The following is a 16266-nucleotide window of genomic DNA, read 5'->3' on the forward strand; positions in this document are numbered from 1 at the left end:
GCTCGCCGGATGGACGATGCTGCGCTGCGCCAGAGCGGTCCCGGGTGTGCGAGTATTGCCGCACGCGGCGGCCACGCGCTGCCGCCATGCGAACCCTGCAGGAGAGCCGGATGGACCAAAAACGAAGACAATTGCTGCATGCCGTCGGGGGCTTGGGCGTGCTGGGCCTGCTTGCCACCGCCGGTCTGATCTCGCCCGCGCAGGCGCAGGCCGCCGCCGCGCGGCCCGGTTTCGACGCCCGCGAGCTGAACGCGGCGCTCGCCGCGCTGGGGGCGCAGGAGGCCAGTGCGAGCGCCGAGCTGAGTCTCGCCGCCCCCGACATCGCCGAGGTCGCCAACGCCGTCTCGGTCGAGGTGAAGAGCCGCCTGCCCGGCACCGACCGCATCGCGATCCTGGTCGAGAAGAATCCCTTCCCGCTTGCCGCGGTGTTCTCCATCCCGGAGGGCACCCAGCCCGAGGTGATCACCCGGCTGAAAATGGCGCAGAGCGCCGACGTGGTCGCGCTGGTGCGGGCAAACGGCCGCTTCCACATCGCCCGCAAGGCGGTCATCGTCACCATCAGCGGCTGCGGCTGAGCCGCGCCGGCACAGGAGAGCGACTCCATGACAAACCCGATGCGCATCCGCGCGGACGTCCGCGACGGCGTCGCCGACGTCCGCATGCAGGTCCCCCATCCGATGGAGAGCGGCCAGCGCAAGGACGACAAGGGCGCGATCATCCCCGCGCACTTCATCACCCGGCTGGAGGTCCACCACGGCGAACGCCTCGTCTTCGGCGCCGACTTCGGCCCATCCGTTTCGGCCAACCCCTTCCTGCGCTTCCGTTTCAAGGGGGCGGCCGCGGGCGATCGCCTGGTGGCGCGCTGGGTCGATAGCCGCGGCGACAGCCGCAGCGACGAGGCGGTGATCGCCGGCGCGCCGGCCTGAGCGCTTGCCGGCCGGCTCCCGGGCAGGCGCTCAGCTTGAAGCTGCGCCCGCGGCCGGCGGAAAGAGCTTGCAGAAGCGCAGCTCGACCGGGTAGGGGAAGAAGTCCTCGACGTAGCCCTCGCGGATGCGCCGCTGCGCTTCCTGCCAGAACTGCGGCGCGAGCAGGTCGCGGTGGTGCTTGAGGAAGGCCTTGCGCACCCGCGGCACGCCGAGCAGGAAGGTGGCGAACTCCTCCGGGAAGACGTCCATCGGCCCGGCCGAGTACCACGGCTCGCCCGACATCTCCATCTCCTCGTAGGGCGCGGGCGGGATCTTGCGGAAGTTCATGTCGGTCATGTACTCGATCTCGTCGTAGTCGTAGAACACGACGCGACCGTAGCGCGTGACGCCGAAGTTCTTCCACAGCATGTCGCCGGGGAAGATGTTGGCGATGGCGAGCTCGCGGATGGCGTTGCCGTACTCCTTGACCGCCTCTTCCAACTCCGGTTCGCTCGCCTTTTCCAGGTGGAGGTTGAGCGGGATCATGCGGCGCTCGATGTAGAGATGCTTGATGATCACCTTGTCACCGTCGATCTCGAACGAGGACGGTGCGAGCGTGCGCAGCTCTTCCAGCAGTTCGGGGTGGAAGCGCGCCAGCGGCAGCGCCGCGTAGGAGAACTCCAGCGTGTCCGCCATGCGCCCGACGCGGTCGACGTGCTTGACCATCAGGTACTTGCGCTTGACCGTGGCGCGGTCCATGTTCTTCGAGGCGCCGAAAACGTCCTTGATGATCTTGAACACGTAGGGGAAGGAGGGCAGCGTGAACACCAGCATCACCAGGCCGCGGATGCCCGGTGCGATGATGAACTGGTCGTTGGAGTGGCGCAGGTGCGAGACCAGGTCGCGGAAGAACATGGTCTTGCCCTGCTTGCCCAGGCCGAGCATGGTGTATAGCTCGCTCCTCGGCTTGTTGGGCATGATCGAGCGCAGGAACTGCACGTAGCCCGAGGGCACCTCCATGTCGACCAGGAAGTAGGCGCGCGACAGCGAGAACAGCACCGAGATCCGCCACGGGTCGAGGATCAGCGCGTCGAGGTGGAGCAGGCCGCGTTCGTTGTGGCGCACCGCGATCGCGAACGGGCTTTCCTGGTAGCCATTGACCGTCTTGCCGATGATGTAGGCGGTCTTGTTGCGATAGAAGGCCGAGTACAGCACCTGGATCTGGCAGTTGACCTCCATCGCCGGCCACTCGCCGAGGTGGGCCCGCGCCGCGCGCAGCACGAAGTCGACGTCGCGGTCGAGATCCTCGAAGCTGCGCTGCCAGTCGAAGTCCTCGACGATGCGCCGGACGGTGGCGCGCAGGCCGCGGTCGCGCGGGTAGTAGCTCGAGTACACCGGCGGGTAGGACTCGATGTATTCGGTGGAGATCGCCGGGCGCGCGAACAGGTAGTCGTTGTTGAAGTAGCTGCGGTGCAGGATCTTGGTGGTGACCGAGTTGAAGAAGGTCTCGGCGAGCTCGGGCTGGCGGTGGTTGATCAGCATGCCGATGAACTGCAGCTTGACCTGCTGCCAGGTGCTGTCGTCGAGGGAGTCGGCGTCGAACTCGTCGTGCAGTCGCTGCACCGTCTCGTCGACGCGGTCGTCGTAGAACTGCACGCGCTCGCGCACCGCGTCGAGCTGCTTCTGCCACAGCGCGGCCTCGTAGAGTTCCTTGGCGCGGCGCGAGGTCTCGCGAAAGATGCGGTAGTGCTTGTTGAAGCCTTCCACCAGCGCCTGTGCGATCGCCTGCGCGATCGGGCTTTCTCCCGACTGCACGTCCATCGAACCCCTCCGGAGGATCCCGCCGTCGCAGCCGCGGCGGTGTCGAACACGTCGGAAATGGTATCACCGGCCGTGTCCCGGTCGGCGCAGCCATGCTGCGCCGCTTCCTTTCGACCTGCGGATCTTTGGGACATAATCGGCCTCGGATAGGGGGCTGTGCGGCGAGATGCAGCGTGTCCCGCATGCCGTCGCAGCCTTCCGGTCCGTCGTCCGACGGACGTCCCCGTGGCAGTTCGACCACAGCAGCGTCGTGGAATCCATCCGCGGCCATTGAGGGAGGGAGCAGGCATGAGCGAATCCAAGATCAAGGTACCCGCAGGCGGCCAGAAGATCGTCCCGGGGCAGGCCGTTCCGGACAACCCGATCATCCCCTTCATCGAGGGCGACGGCATCGGCGTCGACATCACCCCGGTGATGATCAAGGTGATCGACGCGGCGGTGGACAAGGCCTACGGCGGCAAGAAGAAAATCCACTGGATGGAGGTCTACGCCGGCGAGAAGTCGACGCAGATCTACGGTCCCGACGAGTGGTTGCCGAAGGAGACCTTCGACGCACTGAAGACCTACTCGGTGTCGATCAAGGGCCCGATGACCACCCCGGTGGGCGGCGGCATCCGCTCGCTCAACGTGGCGCTGCGTCAGGAGCTCGACCTCTACCAGTGCGTGCGTCCGGTGCGTTACTTCAAGGGTGTGCCCAGCCCGCTCAAGCAGCCCGAGCTGACCGACATGGTCATCTTCCGCGAGAACACCGAGGACATCTACGCCGGCATCGAATGGCAGGCGCTGTCCGAGGGCGCGAAGAAGGTCATCGACTTTCTGCAGGGCGAGATGGGGGTCAGGAAGATCCGCTTCCCGGCGACCTCGGGCATCGGCATCAAGCCGGTGTCGATCGAGGGCACGACCCGCATCGTGCGCGCCGCGATCAACTACGCGATCGACAACGACCGCAAGAGTGTGACCCTGGTGCACAAGGGCAACATCATGAAGTTCACCGAGGGCCTGTTCCGCGACACCGGCTACAGGGTGGCGCAGGAGGAGTTCGGCGCGCAGCCGATCGACGGCGGCCCGTGGTGCAAGTTCAAGAACCCGAAGAGCGGTCGCGAGATCCTCGTCAAGGACGCGATCGCCGACGCCTTCCTGCAGCAGATCCTGCTGCGTCCGGCCGAGTACGACGTGATCGCCACGCTCAACCTCAACGGCGACTACATCTCGGACGCGCTTGCCGCGCAGGTGGGCGGCATCGGCATCGCGCCGGGCGCCAACATCTCCGACCAGTACGCCTGCTTCGAGGCCACCCACGGTACCGCGCCCAAGTACGCCGGGCTGGACAAGGTGAACCCGGGCTCGCTGATCCTGTCTGCAGAGATGATGCTGCGCCACCTGGGCTGGAAGGAGGCGGCCGACCTGGTGATCCGGGGCATGGAGGCGGCGATCGCCGACAAGCAGGTCACCTACGACTTCGCGCGCCTGATGGAAGGCGCCAACGAGGTCTCGTGTTCGGAGTTCGGCGACGCGATGATCGCGCGCATGTAGGCGCGGAACCGGCCGGCGCCTCTGCCGGCGGTGACGAACCCGCCCGCTCCCCCCCGGAGCCGGCGGGTTTTTTCTTGCTTGTACCTTGCGTCTTGCGCCTCGCTCCTTACGCCTCTGTAAGGGATAAGTAAGACTGATCTTTCTATAATCGCCCCACTGCTGCATGGTCCGGAGCTGTCTCCAGCCTTCGCCCGTGTGGTGGCAGGTGTTTCACTTATAACGAGGAGACATGATGGAAAACAACAGTGCTTCAGGCTATTGGAAAGCCACGCTGGGACTCCTGACCAAGATCCTGATCATCTGGTTCGTGGTCTCGTTCGGTGCCGGCATCCTCTTTGCGCCCGCGCTCAACAGCATCTCGCTGGGAGGCTATCCGCTCGGGTTCTGGTTCGCCCACCAAGGCGCGATCTACATCTACATCGCGCTGATCTTCTGGTACGCGAAGAAGATGGGCGACATCGATCGCCAGTTCGACGTCCACGAGGAGTAAGAGGATTATGGATCTCCAAACCGTTACCTACCTGGTGGTCGGCGCCTCGTTCGCGCTGTACATCGGCATCGCCATCTGGGCGCGCGCCGGCAGCACCAGCGAGTTCTACGCCGCGGGCGGCAGCGTGCACCCGATCACCAACGGCATGGCCACGGCGGCCGACTGGATGTCGGCGGCTTCCTTCATTTCCATGGCGGGCCTGATCGCCAACATGGGCTACGGCGGCGGCCTGTTCCTGATGGGCTGGACCGGCGGCTACGTCCTGTTGGCGATGTTGCTGGCGCCGTACCTGCGCAAGTTCGGCAAGTTCACCGTGCCGCAGTTCATCGGCGACCGCTTCTACTCGAAGACGGCTTCGACGGTGGCGGTGGTGTGCCTGTTGACCGCGTCGCTGACCTACATCATCGGTCAGATGACTGGCGTCGGCGTGGCCTTCTCGCGCTTCCTCGGCGTCTCGAGCGACACCGGCATCTACATCGGCCAGGCGATCGTGTTCCTGTACGCGGTGTTCGGCGGCATGAAGGGCATCACCTACACCCAGGTCGCGCAGTACATCGTGCTGATCGCCGCCTACCTGGTGCCGGCCTTCTTCATCTCGCTGCAGCTCACCGGCAACCCGCTGCCGCAGCTCGGCCTCGGGTCGACCATGGCCGGCACCGATGTCTCGCTGCTCGCCAAGCTCGACCTCATCGTGAAGGATCTGGGCTTCGACCAGTACACGACCTCGATCCCGGGCAGCACGCTCAACATGTTCATGTACACCCTGTCGCTGATGATCGGCACCGCGGGCCTGCCGCACGTCATCATGCGCTTCTTCACCGTTCCGACGGTGAAGGACGCGCGCAGCTCGGCGGGTTGGGCGCTGATCTTCATCGCCCTGCTGTACACCACTGCACCTGCGGTCGGCGCGATGGCCAAGCTGAACCTGCACGGCACGGTGAACTCGGCGGTCGGTCTCGAGACCAACGCCGCAGGCAAGCTGGCGGTGAACCCGGCCACGGTCAAGGCCAACGCCGACCTGTACGCCACCGAGTCCAGCCTGCAGTACGAGCAGCGCCCCGAGTGGATGAAGCGTTGGGAGAAGACCGGTCTGCTGAAGTTCGAGGACAAGAACGGCGACGGCCGCATCCAGTACTACAACGACAAGACCAAGGACGCCGATGCCAAGGCCAAGGCCGCGGCCGCGGGTTGGAAGGGCAACGAGCTCACGGTGAACGCCGACATCATGGTGATGGCGAACCCCGAGATCGCGCTGCTGCCCAACTGGGTGATCGCGCTGGTCGCCGCGGGTGGTCTGGCTGCCGCATTGTCGACCGCCGCCGGTCTGCTGATGGCGATCTCGTCCGCGGTGTCGCACGACCTGGTGAAGAACGTGTTTGCGCCGAGCATCAGCGACAAGAACGAGCTGCTGGTGGGCAAGATCTCGATGGCGGTGGCGATCGTGATCTCCGGCTACCTCGGTCTCAACCCGCCGGGCTTCGCCGCCGGTACGGTCGCGCTGGCCTTCGGTATCGCCGCCTCGTCGCTGTTCCCGGCGATCATGATGGGCATCTTCTCCAAGAAGATGAACAAGGAAGGCGCGATCGCGGGCATGCTGGCCGGCCTCTTCGTCACGCTGTTCTACGTGTTCGCGCACAAGGGCATCTTCTTCGTGAAGGGCACCGAGTTCATCGACCTGATCGGCGGCCCGAACAGCTTCTTCGGCATCACGCCGGAAGCCTTCGGTGCGGTGGGTGCGATGGTGAACTTCATCGTTGCGGTCGTGGTCGACAAGGTGACCAAGGAGCCGCCGGAGCACATCCAGCACATGGTCGAGTCGGTGCGTATCCCGCGCGGTTCGAAGCTGGTGGACGGCGCCCACTAAGCAGCGTCCGGCAACTGTCGGGCAGCACCATCCGGCGCGCGCCGGATGGTGCGGACGGAGCCCCGCCGGTCGGATTGGCGGGGCTTTTTATTTCCGGAAAGTGGTACCGTGCAGGACGGCGATCGACTCGCCGCCCATGCTGGAGTCGAGAATGATCCTCAACGCAAGCATCGCCCTCAACTGGATACTGTTCCTCGCCCTGTTCCCGATCGCCTTCTTCTGGTTCCGGCGGGCGTGGCGGATCCTGTTCAGGCGGGATTTCTCCGAGGTCGCGCTGAAGGGCGGCATGCCGCCGCCGAACCCGGAGCGCTATGCGCCCTACACGCTTGCGATCAACCTGATCGGCGGTGGGGTGATCGTCTTCGTGATCCTCGGCATCGTGACCGGCAGCATGGACTTCGACACCTGGACCGCGAGCGCGGGGGTGACGATCTGGATGAAGTTCTTCCTGGATTTCGCGCTCGGCCGGCATGCGCACCCGATCGTGCCGCGGCGCAAGAAGGTCGAGCAAGGCAAGCCCTCTGCAGAGCACTGAAGTACGCCGCATGCCCTGCGAGCGGGCGCCGGCCTTTAGTGCCGGCTGTTGAAGCGGTAGCGCCGGTCGAGCCGGTTCATGGCGAGCACGTAGATCACGATGATCGCGAGATACACCAGCAGCGCCCCTTGGGCGAACAGATAAAAACCCAGCGGAAAGCCGAGAAAGCTCACCGTGTTGAGCGCGCTGGCGAAATATCCTCCGACGAAGGTCACGCCGAACCACACGCCGAGCAGCGTGAAGGTGAGGCGGAGATTGCTGCGCCAGTAGGCGCGCTGGCGTTCGTCGAGTTCCATTCCAGTCGCAGGCGGCCCGCCCGACCCCTCGCGGAGTCGGGCGCTGCGGGCCTTCCTAGTGGTTGCCGTTGCCGTTGCCGTGGGAGAACACCCGCGCCAGCTCGGCCTGGACGTCCTGCGGTGCCGGCTCGTGGCCGCCGGCCTCGAGCACGAACTCGCTCTCGCCGGCGCAGATCGCCTTCAGCCGGCTCTCGAAGCCTTCCAGCGCAGCCATCGGCACGCGCGCCGAGATCAGCGTCCACCCCGGCGCCGGGCTGTCGGTCGCGGTCAGGCGCCCGCGGCGGCCGGCGAGCTCCGCGCTCACCTCGCCGAAGAGCGCATCCGCCACCTTCACCTGCACGTCGAGCAGGGGCTCGAGCAGGATCGGACGCGCGCCCAGCACGGCTTCGAGCAAGGCATGGCGGCCGGCGGTGACGAAGGAGACCTCGTTCGAGTCGACCGCGTGATGCTTGCCATCGGTGACCACGACGCGCAGGTCCTGCAGCGGGAAGCCCGCGAGCGCGCCCTCGGCGAGCGCCTGGCGCACGCCCTTCTCGACCGCGGGCATGAAGTTGGTCGGGATCGTGCCGCCCTTGACCTCGTCGCCCAGTTCGATGCCGGCGCCGCGCGGCAGCGGCTCGACGCGCAGCGCGACCTCGCCGAACTGGCCGGCGCCGCCGCTCTGCTTCTTGTGGCGGTAGCGTGCCTCGGCCACCACGGTGATCGTCTCGCGGTAGGGGATGCTCGGCGTGGCGGTGTCGAGCTGCAGGTTCCAGCGCGTGGAAAGCTCCTCGAGCACGATCTTGAGGTGCTGCTCGCCGAGGCCGCGCACCACGGTGCGGCGGTTGCGCGGATCGAAGCTGACCTCGAGGCAGGGGTCCTCTTCCATCAGGCGGGCGAGCGCCTCGGAGAGCTTCTGCTCGTCGGCCGGCTTGCGTGTCATCAGCGCGAGGCCGAACACCGGCTGCGGCCAGGCGGCGGGGGCGAGGTGGTAGTAGTCCTCGTCGTGCGAGTCGTGCAGCACCGCGTCGCGGGTCAGCTCGTCGACGCGCGCCACCGCGCACAGGTCGCCGGGCACCGCGAGTTGGGTGTCGACCGTGTTCTTGCCCTGCATGCGCAGCAGGTGGGCGACCTTGAAGGGCTTGCGGCCGTCGCCGATGTAGAGCTGCGAGTTGGGCGTGACCTGGCCCTGATGCACCCGGAACAGGCCGAGCTTGCCGCGGTAGGGGTCGTTGGCGATCTGGAAGACATGGGCGACGACGTGGCGCTCGGCATCGAGCGCGACTTCGACCGCTTGCGCCGCCGTGCCCTCGCCCTTGAGGAAGGCGGGCACGTTGGCTTCGGTGGGGTCGGGGGCGAGCTTGCCGAGGATGTCGAGCAGTTCGCGCACGCCGGCGCCGCTGCGCGCGGAGACGAAGCACACCGGCACCAGGTGGCCCTCGCGCAGGGCCTGCTCGAAGGGGGCGTGGAGCTGCTCGGGGTCGAGCGACTCGCCCTGCTCGAGGTACTGCGCCATCAGCGCCTCGTCGAGCTCGACGACCTGGTCGACGATCGCGTCATGCGCGGCCGAAGGGCTGGAGAAGGCGGTGGCGGCGGCGCTGTCGGGCGCGAAGAAGCAGTCGATGACGCGGCTGCCGTCGGCTGCGGGCAGGTTGATCGGCAGGCACTCGCGGCCGAAGGTGGCGGCGATGGCGTCCATCAGCGCGCCGAGGTCGGCGCCCGGGGCGTCGATCTTGTTGACCACGATCATGCGGCACTTGCCCTTCGCGGCGTCCATCATGCGCCGGGTGCCGCTCTCGATGCCGGCCGCGGCGTTGATCACCACCGCGGCGGTGTCGGCCGCGGGTAGCGCGACCAGGGCGCGGCCGCACAGGTCGGGCAGGCCCGGGGTGTCGAGCAGGTTGATCCAGTGGCCCGCCCACTCCAGGTGAACGAGCGCCGCATGCAGCGAGTGGCCCATCGCCTTTTCCTGCGGGTCGAAGTCCGCGACCGTATCGCCGCGCTCCACGCTGCCGGGCGCACCGATCTCGCCGGCGGCGGCGAGCAAGGCCTCGACGAGGGTGGTCTTGCCGCTGCCGGCGTGGCCGAAGAGGGCCAGGTTGCGGATGTCGTGAACCGAGCTGGGTGTCATCGTGTGCCTCCCTTGCGATTGAATGCGGATGCCCTCAAGTCTGTGCCTGTCGCGGTGCGAAGGCAATCCGCCGGGGCGATCGCAGTCGGCGGGAGCCGGCGCAGCGAACCGATCGCGCGGGATCGTTCGCGTTCGAGCTACGGTGTATCGCGACTTGCGTCGCTCCCACGGGAGCGGCTGCGCTTCCGGGGCGGTGCTGCGATCGCGACTTGCGTCGCTCTCACGAGAGCGGCTGCGCTTCCGGGGCTGCGCCGTGATCGCGACTCGCGACGCTCGTACGAAGGCCACCGCGTTTCCGGAACGGCGCCGTAGGAGCGACGCGAGTCGCGATCTCCGGCCTTCCGGCCCGCGCGTGGGCTCAGGCGCTGCGCAGGCCGGCGAGACGGGTGAAGAGGATGGCCGCGAGTGGGAGCATGAGCGCGATCACGGTCACCGTCACCAGCAGCGCGCCGAGCTCGCCATAGTCGGCCGGCGTGGTGATCGCCCCGGTGGCGGCGTCCTTGACCTCGCGCGCGATCGTGTAGAGCTGGTTGAGGTACTTGGTGCCGAGCTGCGAGGCCGACAGCGCGAGGTTGGTGAAGGAGGCCATCACCGCGAAGAAGGTCGCCTTCAGGTGCGGCGGCGCCGAGTTCGCGATCCAGGCCAGCATCGGCACCATCGACACCTGGCCGAGCGGCGACTCGAGCGCGGTGTTGGCGATGGCGATGAAGCGCGCGTCCACCACGCCGCCGGTGTGCGCCGCGGTCCATTCGTGCAGGCCGTGGAACATGCCGATGATCGGCAGCGACAGCGCGGTGGTGGTGACGGTGAGGAAGATCACGATCTGCGCGATCGACTTCTCGGCCATGAAGCGGCGGAAGAGGAACAGGCCGGCGAGCGTCAGCGCGCTGGTGATGAGGTCGAGCCGCGACAGGAAGCTCTGGTCGAAGCCGAGCTCGTCGATCATCCACCAGCTCGCGCCCGCGCCCGGGCCGGGCAGGGCGCGGAAGGCGAAGATGATGATCACCGTGCCGAGCAGGGTGCGCGCGGCCTCGGGCGAGAGCTCGCGCAGCAGGCGGCTGATCATGAAGCCGATGATGGTGAACGAGGCCGCGAAGATGATCTCCTGGCCGTATTCGATGCCGGACAGCCCGACAGTGATGGTCAGCGCCACGAACACCGCGCTGCCGCCGAGGATCCACCCGTTGGGCGTGGTCTTCTCTTCCGGATCGTGGAGCAGGCGGTCGATGTCGGCGCGGCTGCGCCCGAGCGCGGCCAGCCGCTTCGCCTCGCGGCGCTTGAGGAAGCCGCCGAGCAGCACGCCGCTCACCGACAGCAGCGGGATGATCAGCGCGAGCTCGTAGATGCGCAGGTAGATCGAGACCTTCTCCACCTCGGGCAGGGCCTCCGAGCCCTGGAACATCACCACGTTGGCGAGCGACACCAGCACCGTGCCGCCGATGATCGCCACCCGGCCGAGCATCTGCATGGTGGTGTGCATCAGGCGGACTGCTTCCGGCGGGATCGGCTCGCCGCGCGCGTCCAGCCGCGGCACGGCCTCGACCGTCATGGCGTCGGCCACCGCGTCCTGCATCACGTAGCCCACCGGCGACAGCAGCACCGACAGCACGAACCAGGCCTCGATCGGCATCACCGCGCGCATCGCATCCGGGTTGCCGATGAGCCCGATCATGACCAGCAGGCTGGCGGCGATCAGCGTGGCGCCCAGATAGACCAGCCCGGCCTTGTAGCGCCACAGCAGGTCCACCAGATGCCCGATCGGCATCTTCAGCGCCCACGGGATACCGGCCCAGAAGCCGAGTGCGGCGAGGAAGGCAGCCGACAGGCCGAGGTAGTCCTTGACGAAGAAGGTGCCGACGATGCCGGTGAGGCCCGAGACGCCCGCCGCGCAATACACCATCAGCGGTGGCAGGTAGGAGAGCCGCATCTCGCGGCCGAGCTCGAGCAGGTTGCGGTCGAACCAGCGGTAGATGGCATGCAGCACTTGGTCGGCCCCTCGTCGTCGGGTCGTGTCGGATTCTGTTTGTTCTGGCGGCTTGCGCGCCCCGGACAGCCGTCAGCTCGCGAACAGCCGCTCCACCCAGGGCATGATCCAGGGCAGGGACACCGCGGTGATCAGTCCGTTCAATCCCATCGCCAGCGCGGCGAAGGCGCCCGCCTGCTCGCTGACCTGGAAGGCGCGCGCGGTGCCGATGCCGTGCGAGGCGATGCCGATCGCGAAGCCGCGCACGGCGTGATCGCCGATGTGCAGGCGATTCAGCACGCTGCGGCCGGCCACCGCGCCGATGATGCCGGCGCTGATCACCAGCACCGCGGTGAGCGAGGGCAGGCCGCCGATGCGCTCGGCCACGCCCATGGCGATCGGCGTGGTCACGCTCTTGGGGGCGAGCGACATCAGCGATTCGCGGCTGCCGCCGAGCAGGGCGCCGATGCCCCAGGCCGACAGCGCCGCGGTCAGCGAGCCGGCGACGAGCGCGATCAGCAACGGGCCGGCCATCGACTTCAGGCGCGGCCACTGCGCGTGGAGCGGGATCGCCAGCGCGACCGTGGCCGGGCCGAGCAGGAAGTGCACGAACTGCGCGCCGTCGAAATAGCGCTGGTAGGGCGTACCGGTGGCGAGCAGCAGGCTGGCGAGGATGGCCACGCTGATCAGCACCGGGTTGGCGATCGGATGGAAGCCGACGCGCTTGTAGATCCAGAACGCAGCCTGGTAGGCGAGCAGGGTCAGCGTCAGCCCGAGGAGTGGCGAGGTGGACAGATAGACCCAGATTTCCTCGAGGTTCGGGTTCATTTGCCGGCCTCCGTCGTCGGCTTCGGGCGCTTGTGGGTGAGCGCCTGGAGCACCAGCGCGGTCACCGCCAGTGCGAGGAAGGTGCTGAGGAACAGCGCCACCACCAGCGGCAGCCATTCGGCGGCGATGCGGTCGCCGTAGATGACGATGCCGGTGCCCGCCGGCACGAACAGCAGCGACAGGTGCTGCAGCAACTGGCCGGAGGTCTGGCGCAGATCCTCGCCCGGACCGCCGCGCACGAGCAGCGCGAGGAAGAGCAGGGCCATGCCGATCACCGGGCCGGGAATCGGCAGCGCCAGCGCGCGCGCGATCACCTCGCCGACGAGCTGGAAGACGAGAAGCAGGGTCAGGGCGGCGATCATGGTCGGAGTCCCTCGCGAAGTCACTGGAATGGGGCGCCGAACGGGGGCGCCGGACGGGGGCCGGAGGAGGCAGGCGAAACGAGCTTACAGCAGGGCGTGGCCGACCGCGCGCACCGCGATGCCGACCATCGCGCCGAGCGCGGCCGGCCTCCACACCGCCGCCACGCGCCGGCCGGCCGAGATCAGTACCGCCACGCCGGCGACGTCGAAGGGGTGGATCAGGAAGCCGGCACTCGCGTTCAGGGTGGCGACGGTGGTCGTGCCCGCCTTCAGCATCTCGTCCATCACGCCCATCATCGCGGTGCCGCCAGCGATGTACTTGGTGAGCGTGAGCAGGATCAGCGCGGGGTCGAGCTCGAACGCGCGCAGCAGCGGGGCGAGCAGCGCGGTGAGCGCGTCGATGCCGCCGCTTGCGCGCAGCGCCATCACCGCCACCAGCGCGAGCACCAGCATCGGGATCGCGCCGACCGAGATCTTGAAGGCCTCGGCGCCAGCGCGGTTGATGACGTCGAGCACACCCTTGGCGTCGTCGGCGACGCGGTGGTGCAGGGTCTCGTCCAGTGGCGCTTCGGCCGCCGACAGGCCGCGGCCGAAGCCATGGTAGGTCACCGCGGCGGCCGCCAGTCCGCCGAGCACCGACAGCACCAGCGCCGGCCCGAAGGCGAGTCCCATCGAGGCCATCGGGAAAGTCACGTTGGCCTGCGCCATCGCCATCACCATGGCCAGCGTGGCGGCGAGGTGGCGGTCGGACGCGCCGCGCCCTTCCATCATGGTGAGCGTGGCCACCGGCGCGGCGAAGCTCACCAGGTTGATCTGCAGCGCGGCGAACACGCCCAGCCCGGTGAGCCCGAGCGGGCGCAGCAGCGGCGCCAGGCGGGCGACCACCCAGTCGAGCACACCGCGCGCCTCGAGCAGGCGCATCAGCGACAGCATCACCACCATGATCGGCAGCAGCACGAAGAGGGAGAGCTCGACCGCCGAGCGGCCGGCCTCGAGGATGATGCGGGTGAGTTGGTCCATCGGCGGTGGGCAAGCGGTTTGCTGCAGTGCAAAAAACAGAATGATACCGTGTCCGGCGGGACGCCCGTGCAAGCCGGCAGCACGGCCACCGCCGATGCTCCGCTACGCAGTCCCGTCCACTGCGGGGCGTGCAGCGCCCGGGCGGAACACCCGCACGCCGCCGAGCACCCCGGCGATCAGCAGCGCGATCCCCGCGCTCTCGGCCATGCCCGGCCAGCGTCCGTACCACAGGAAGGCGTAGAGCAGCGCGGCGAGCGTCTCGAACACGATCAGCTGGCCCACCAGTGCGGCCGGCAGCAGGTGGCTGGCGCGGTTCCACAGCAGGGTGCCGAGCCAGGACGCGGCCAGGCCGAGCAGGATGCACATGCCGACGAAGGCCTCGGGGCGCGGCCCGAGCGGCCAGGCGAAGCCCGCTCCGCCGGGCGCGAGCCGGGTGTCCCACAGCCAGTAGCCGATGCCGGCGACGATCGCCACCGGCAGCGTCGCCAGCCCCTGCGCGGTCGCCCATGCGCGCGACAGCCCGGCACCGCGTGCGCGCAGCCAGCGGCTGTTGCGGATCGGATACCAGGTCCAGCAGGCGAGCGCGCACAGCCCGAAGCCGATGCCCAGCAGGTAGTCGGCGGAGGCGTCGGCGGGCAGTGCGTGCGCGCTCGCCGAATGCACCGCGAACAGGCCGCCGAGGATGAGCGCCAGCGGTGCTGCGAGGCGGATCCACGGCGCGCTGTCCTCGCCGCCGCCGTGGTGGCGGTCGAGCAGGTTCGCGGTGATCGCGATCACCACTGGCAGGGTGCCGATGATCAGGGTCGGCACCGGCCCGCCGGCGAGCTGGATCGCGCTCGCCAACGTGGCGTAGTAGACCAGGTTGCCGACCAGCGCGAGCTTGACCGCCTCGATCCAGTCCGCGCGCGTGAGGCGGGTGAGCGCCGCGCGATCGAACCACGCCAGCCCGAGCGCGAGCACGCCGAAGGCGAGGTAGCGCCCGATCGCGAGCATGAAGGGCGGGTAGTCGGCGAGCAGCAGCGGGGTGAGGAACACCAGGCCCCAGAGCAGGCCCGCGCCGAGCGCGGCGGAGAGACCGGCGAGCATCGGCGCGCTCAGAGCGTCTTGCCGAAATAGTAGACGGTGAGCACGCCGCCGACCGCGATGATGAAGCGGCGCAGCCACAGCGCCGGCAGCTTGCGCGCCACCGCCGCACCCCAGTAGCCGCCGATCGTCGCGGTCACCAGCATGACCAGCGTGTGCGGCCACGACACCGCGTCGGCGATCACGAAGGTTGCCACCGCGACGCTGTAGATCACCGCAGACAGCCAGTTCTTCAGCGCGTTGATCTCGTGCACGTCCTTGAAGCCCTGGATGGCGAGCGCGGCGATCATCAGGATGCCCATGCCGGCGCCGAAGAAGCCGCCATAAAGGGAAACCGCGAGCTGGAATACGTAGCCGCCCGGGCCGATATGGCGTTCGTCGACCCCTTCCGGAGATGGCTTCCATTTTTTCACCAGCGCGGAGATCTGCGCGCTGAAGGCGAACAATACGGTGGCAAGCAGCAGCAACCAGGGGATCAACTGCGCGAACGCGGCATTGGAAGTGGCCAGCAGCAGCAGGCCGCCGCCGATGCCGCCGACGAAGGCGATCACCGAGAGCATCGGCAGGCTGCGCGAGAAGCGCTTGAGCTCGCGCCGGAACGCCCATGCGCCGGCAAGGCTGCCCGGCCACAGCGAGACCGAGTTGCTCGCGTTGGCCACCACCGGCGGCACGCCGATCGCGAGCAAGGCGGGGAAGGAGAAGAAGGTGCCGCCGCCGGCGACCGAGTTCACCGCGCCTGCGGCGAATGCGGCGGCCCCGATGAGGGCGATCTCGAAGAGGGTGAGGCCGGACATGTGGAGGGCGGGACGTCGGGGAGGGCTGGGTCGACAGGCGTGGTCCGTGCCGGAGTGCGGCCGGCCCGCAAATGGCGCGGCTGCCACGGGGGCGCACCCCCGTGGCGCTGCGTTCTTGCTCGGGCTGGTCTCCTCCGCCCTGAATTGGCGCGCATTCTAATGGAGGCAAATAGCAAAATGTAGGTGTGGGAGAAGAATTTTCTATCGAATACGGGTTCTCCCCGATGCTTCGCGCCCTCGCGTCTGCCGCCACCTCCCCCGGTGATCCGCCCGCCCCGGCGGGCCGCATGCGGTGTTGCCGCGCCCTTCGCGCTGGGTTAAGATGCGCGCCCTTGGCCGGTGTAGCTCAGTTGGTAGAGCAGCGCATTCGTAATCGGAACGTTGCTCTAGGCAGTCTGGACTAAAAGGCAAGCAGTACAAGGCTTCGGGAGTCCCAGCGGCGCAGCCGCAGTGACGAACGAACACAGTTTGAACAAGTTTCGGTTTTAGCCGGTGTAGCTCAGTTGGTAGAGCAGCGCATTCGTAATGCGAAGGTCGTAGGTTCGACTCCTATCTCCGGCACCACTTGATGTGAAAAGGCCACCCCTAACCGGGTGGCCTTTTTGCTTTCCGGCCCTTCTCCAACACGCCGCCTTCTCCCGCGTCAACAAACGAATGCGGGC

Annotated in this window: 15 protein-coding genes and 1 tRNA gene; 7 read left to right on the plus strand and 9 right to left on the minus strand. The window is 67.8% G+C overall.

Going from position 1 to position 16266, the window contains the following annotated elements; genetic code table 11:
• Positions 1-110 precede the first annotated feature (110 nt).
• Together soxY and soxZ are read left to right on the plus strand one after the other, a co-directional pair.
• Positions 111-575 carry a thiosulfate oxidation carrier protein SoxY gene (soxY, locus tag ACZ5PP_RS18545; RefSeq protein WP_012584938.1) on the plus strand — a complete coding sequence of 155 codons (465 nt, stop codon included), beginning with the start codon at positions 111-113 and terminating at the stop codon, positions 573-575.
• A 27-nt stretch (positions 576-602) separates the two neighbouring features.
• Positions 603-926 (plus strand): thiosulfate oxidation carrier complex protein SoxZ, encoded by a 324-nt coding sequence (soxZ, locus tag ACZ5PP_RS18550; protein ID WP_012584939.1) that lies wholly within the window; start codon positions 603-605, stop codon positions 924-926.
• 30 nt (positions 927-956) lie between these two features.
• Here soxZ and aceK read toward each other — a convergent pair whose 3' ends face one another.
• On the minus strand, positions 957-2726 hold the full coding sequence (gene aceK / locus ACZ5PP_RS18555; protein WP_464826437.1) for a bifunctional isocitrate dehydrogenase kinase/phosphatase: 1770 nt from the start codon (positions 2724-2726) through the stop codon (positions 957-959).
• A gap of 288 nt (positions 2727-3014) precedes the next feature.
• Here aceK and icd point away from each other — a divergent pair, with 288 nt between their 5' ends.
• From icd to ACZ5PP_RS18575, 4 genes are all read left to right on the plus strand, one after another.
• Entirely contained in the window at positions 3015-4259 is a 1245-nt protein-coding gene (gene icd, locus ACZ5PP_RS18560; protein WP_273422146.1) for an NADP-dependent isocitrate dehydrogenase, read from the plus strand.
• A 229-nt stretch (positions 4260-4488) separates the two neighbouring features.
• A complete protein-coding gene (locus ACZ5PP_RS18565; protein ID WP_004310229.1) occupies positions 4489-4749 on the plus strand; it encodes a DUF4212 domain-containing protein in 261 nt (86 codons plus the stop codon).
• Positions 4750-4756: 7 nt separating this feature from the next.
• Positions 4757-6613, plus strand: a complete 1857-nt coding sequence (locus ACZ5PP_RS18570; protein ID WP_004310231.1) for a sodium:solute symporter family protein — start codon at positions 4757-4759, stop codon at positions 6611-6613.
• A 151-nt stretch (positions 6614-6764) separates the two neighbouring features.
• Positions 6765-7148, plus strand: coding sequence for a hypothetical protein (locus tag ACZ5PP_RS18575; protein WP_004310233.1), 384 nt, complete (start codon positions 6765-6767; stop codon positions 7146-7148).
• A gap of 35 nt (positions 7149-7183) precedes the next feature.
• Here the strand turns inward: ACZ5PP_RS18575 and ACZ5PP_RS18580 are convergent, their stop codons facing one another.
• From ACZ5PP_RS18580 to ACZ5PP_RS18615, 8 genes are all read right to left on the minus strand, one after another.
• Positions 7184-7444, minus strand: coding sequence for a DUF4212 domain-containing protein (locus tag ACZ5PP_RS18580; RefSeq protein WP_004310234.1), 261 nt, complete (start codon positions 7442-7444; stop codon positions 7184-7186).
• Positions 7445-7499: 55 nt separating this feature from the next.
• The gene (fusA, locus tag ACZ5PP_RS18585; protein ID WP_464826438.1) at positions 7500-9554 is read right to left on the minus strand and encodes an elongation factor G; all 2055 of its coding nucleotides are present in this window, start codon (positions 9552-9554) and stop codon (positions 7500-7502) included.
• 358 nt (positions 9555-9912) lie between these two features.
• Positions 9913-11538 carry an MFS transporter gene (locus tag ACZ5PP_RS18590; protein WP_464826439.1) on the minus strand — a complete coding sequence of 542 codons (1626 nt, stop codon included), beginning with the start codon at positions 11536-11538 and terminating at the stop codon, positions 9913-9915.
• A gap of 72 nt (positions 11539-11610) precedes the next feature.
• Positions 11611-12345 carry an LrgB family protein gene (locus ACZ5PP_RS18595; protein ID WP_004310240.1) on the minus strand — a complete coding sequence of 245 codons (735 nt, stop codon included), beginning with the start codon at positions 12343-12345 and terminating at the stop codon, positions 11611-11613.
• The gene (locus ACZ5PP_RS18600; protein ID WP_004310242.1) at positions 12342-12707 is read right to left on the minus strand and encodes a CidA/LrgA family protein; all 366 of its coding nucleotides are present in this window, start codon (positions 12705-12707) and stop codon (positions 12342-12344) included. Before ACZ5PP_RS18600 ends, ACZ5PP_RS18595 begins: the two co-directional genes overlap by 4 nt.
• Positions 12708-12791: 84 nt before the next feature.
• Positions 12792-13727, minus strand: coding sequence for a nucleoside recognition domain-containing protein (locus ACZ5PP_RS18605; protein WP_004310243.1), 936 nt, complete (start codon positions 13725-13727; stop codon positions 12792-12794).
• 102 nt (positions 13728-13829) lie between these two features.
• Positions 13830-14813, minus strand: a complete 984-nt coding sequence (locus ACZ5PP_RS18610; protein ID WP_464826440.1) for a DMT family transporter — start codon at positions 14811-14813, stop codon at positions 13830-13832.
• An 8-nt stretch (positions 14814-14821) separates the two neighbouring features.
• On the minus strand, positions 14822-15604 hold the full coding sequence (locus ACZ5PP_RS18615; RefSeq protein ID WP_004310247.1) for a sulfite exporter TauE/SafE family protein: 783 nt from the start codon (positions 15602-15604) through the stop codon (positions 14822-14824).
• Between the two features lie 488 nt (positions 15605-16092).
• On the opposite strand from ACZ5PP_RS18615, the gene ACZ5PP_RS18620 reads away from it, so the two are divergent.
• Positions 16093-16168 (plus strand) — tRNA-Thr (locus tag ACZ5PP_RS18620).
• Positions 16169-16266 lie beyond the last annotated feature (98 nt).

This window comes from Thauera sp. DNT-1, from assembly GCF_055393985.1.

Coding starts and splice junctions, on each gene's coding strand:
- ACZ5PP_RS18595 (WP_004310240.1), bottom strand. CDS start 12,345: ATGAACCCGAACCTCGAGGAAATCTGGGTCTATCTGTCCACCTCGCCA.
- ACZ5PP_RS18605 (WP_004310243.1), bottom strand. CDS start 13,727: ATGGACCAACTCACCCGCATCATCCTCGAGGCCGGCCGCTCGGCGGTC.
- ACZ5PP_RS18565 (WP_004310229.1), top strand. CDS start 4,489: ATGATGGAAAACAACAGTGCTTCAGGCTATTGGAAAGCCACGCTGGGA.
- soxY (WP_012584938.1), top strand. CDS start 111: ATGGACCAAAAACGAAGACAATTGCTGCATGCCGTCGGGGGCTTGGGC.
- ACZ5PP_RS18615 (WP_004310247.1), bottom strand. CDS start 15,604: ATGTCCGGCCTCACCCTCTTCGAGATCGCCCTCATCGGGGCCGCCGCA.
- ACZ5PP_RS18610 (WP_464826440.1), bottom strand. CDS start 14,813: ATGCTCGCCGGTCTCTCCGCCGCGCTCGGCGCGGGCCTGCTCTGGGGC.
- ACZ5PP_RS18600 (WP_004310242.1), bottom strand. CDS start 12,707: ATGATCGCCGCCCTGACCCTGCTTCTCGTCTTCCAGCTCGTCGGCGAG.
- ACZ5PP_RS18580 (WP_004310234.1), bottom strand. CDS start 7,444: ATGGAACTCGACGAACGCCAGCGCGCCTACTGGCGCAGCAATCTCCGC.
- ACZ5PP_RS18570 (WP_004310231.1), top strand. CDS start 4,757: ATGGATCTCCAAACCGTTACCTACCTGGTGGTCGGCGCCTCGTTCGCG.
- aceK (WP_464826437.1), bottom strand. CDS start 2,726: ATGGACGTGCAGTCGGGAGAAAGCCCGATCGCGCAGGCGATCGCACAG.
- fusA (WP_464826438.1), bottom strand. CDS start 9,554: ATGACACCCAGCTCGGTTCACGACATCCGCAACCTGGCCCTCTTCGGC.
- soxZ (WP_012584939.1), top strand. CDS start 603: ATGACAAACCCGATGCGCATCCGCGCGGACGTCCGCGACGGCGTCGCC.
- ACZ5PP_RS18575 (WP_004310233.1), top strand. CDS start 6,765: ATGATCCTCAACGCAAGCATCGCCCTCAACTGGATACTGTTCCTCGCC.
- icd (WP_273422146.1), top strand. CDS start 3,015: ATGAGCGAATCCAAGATCAAGGTACCCGCAGGCGGCCAGAAGATCGTC.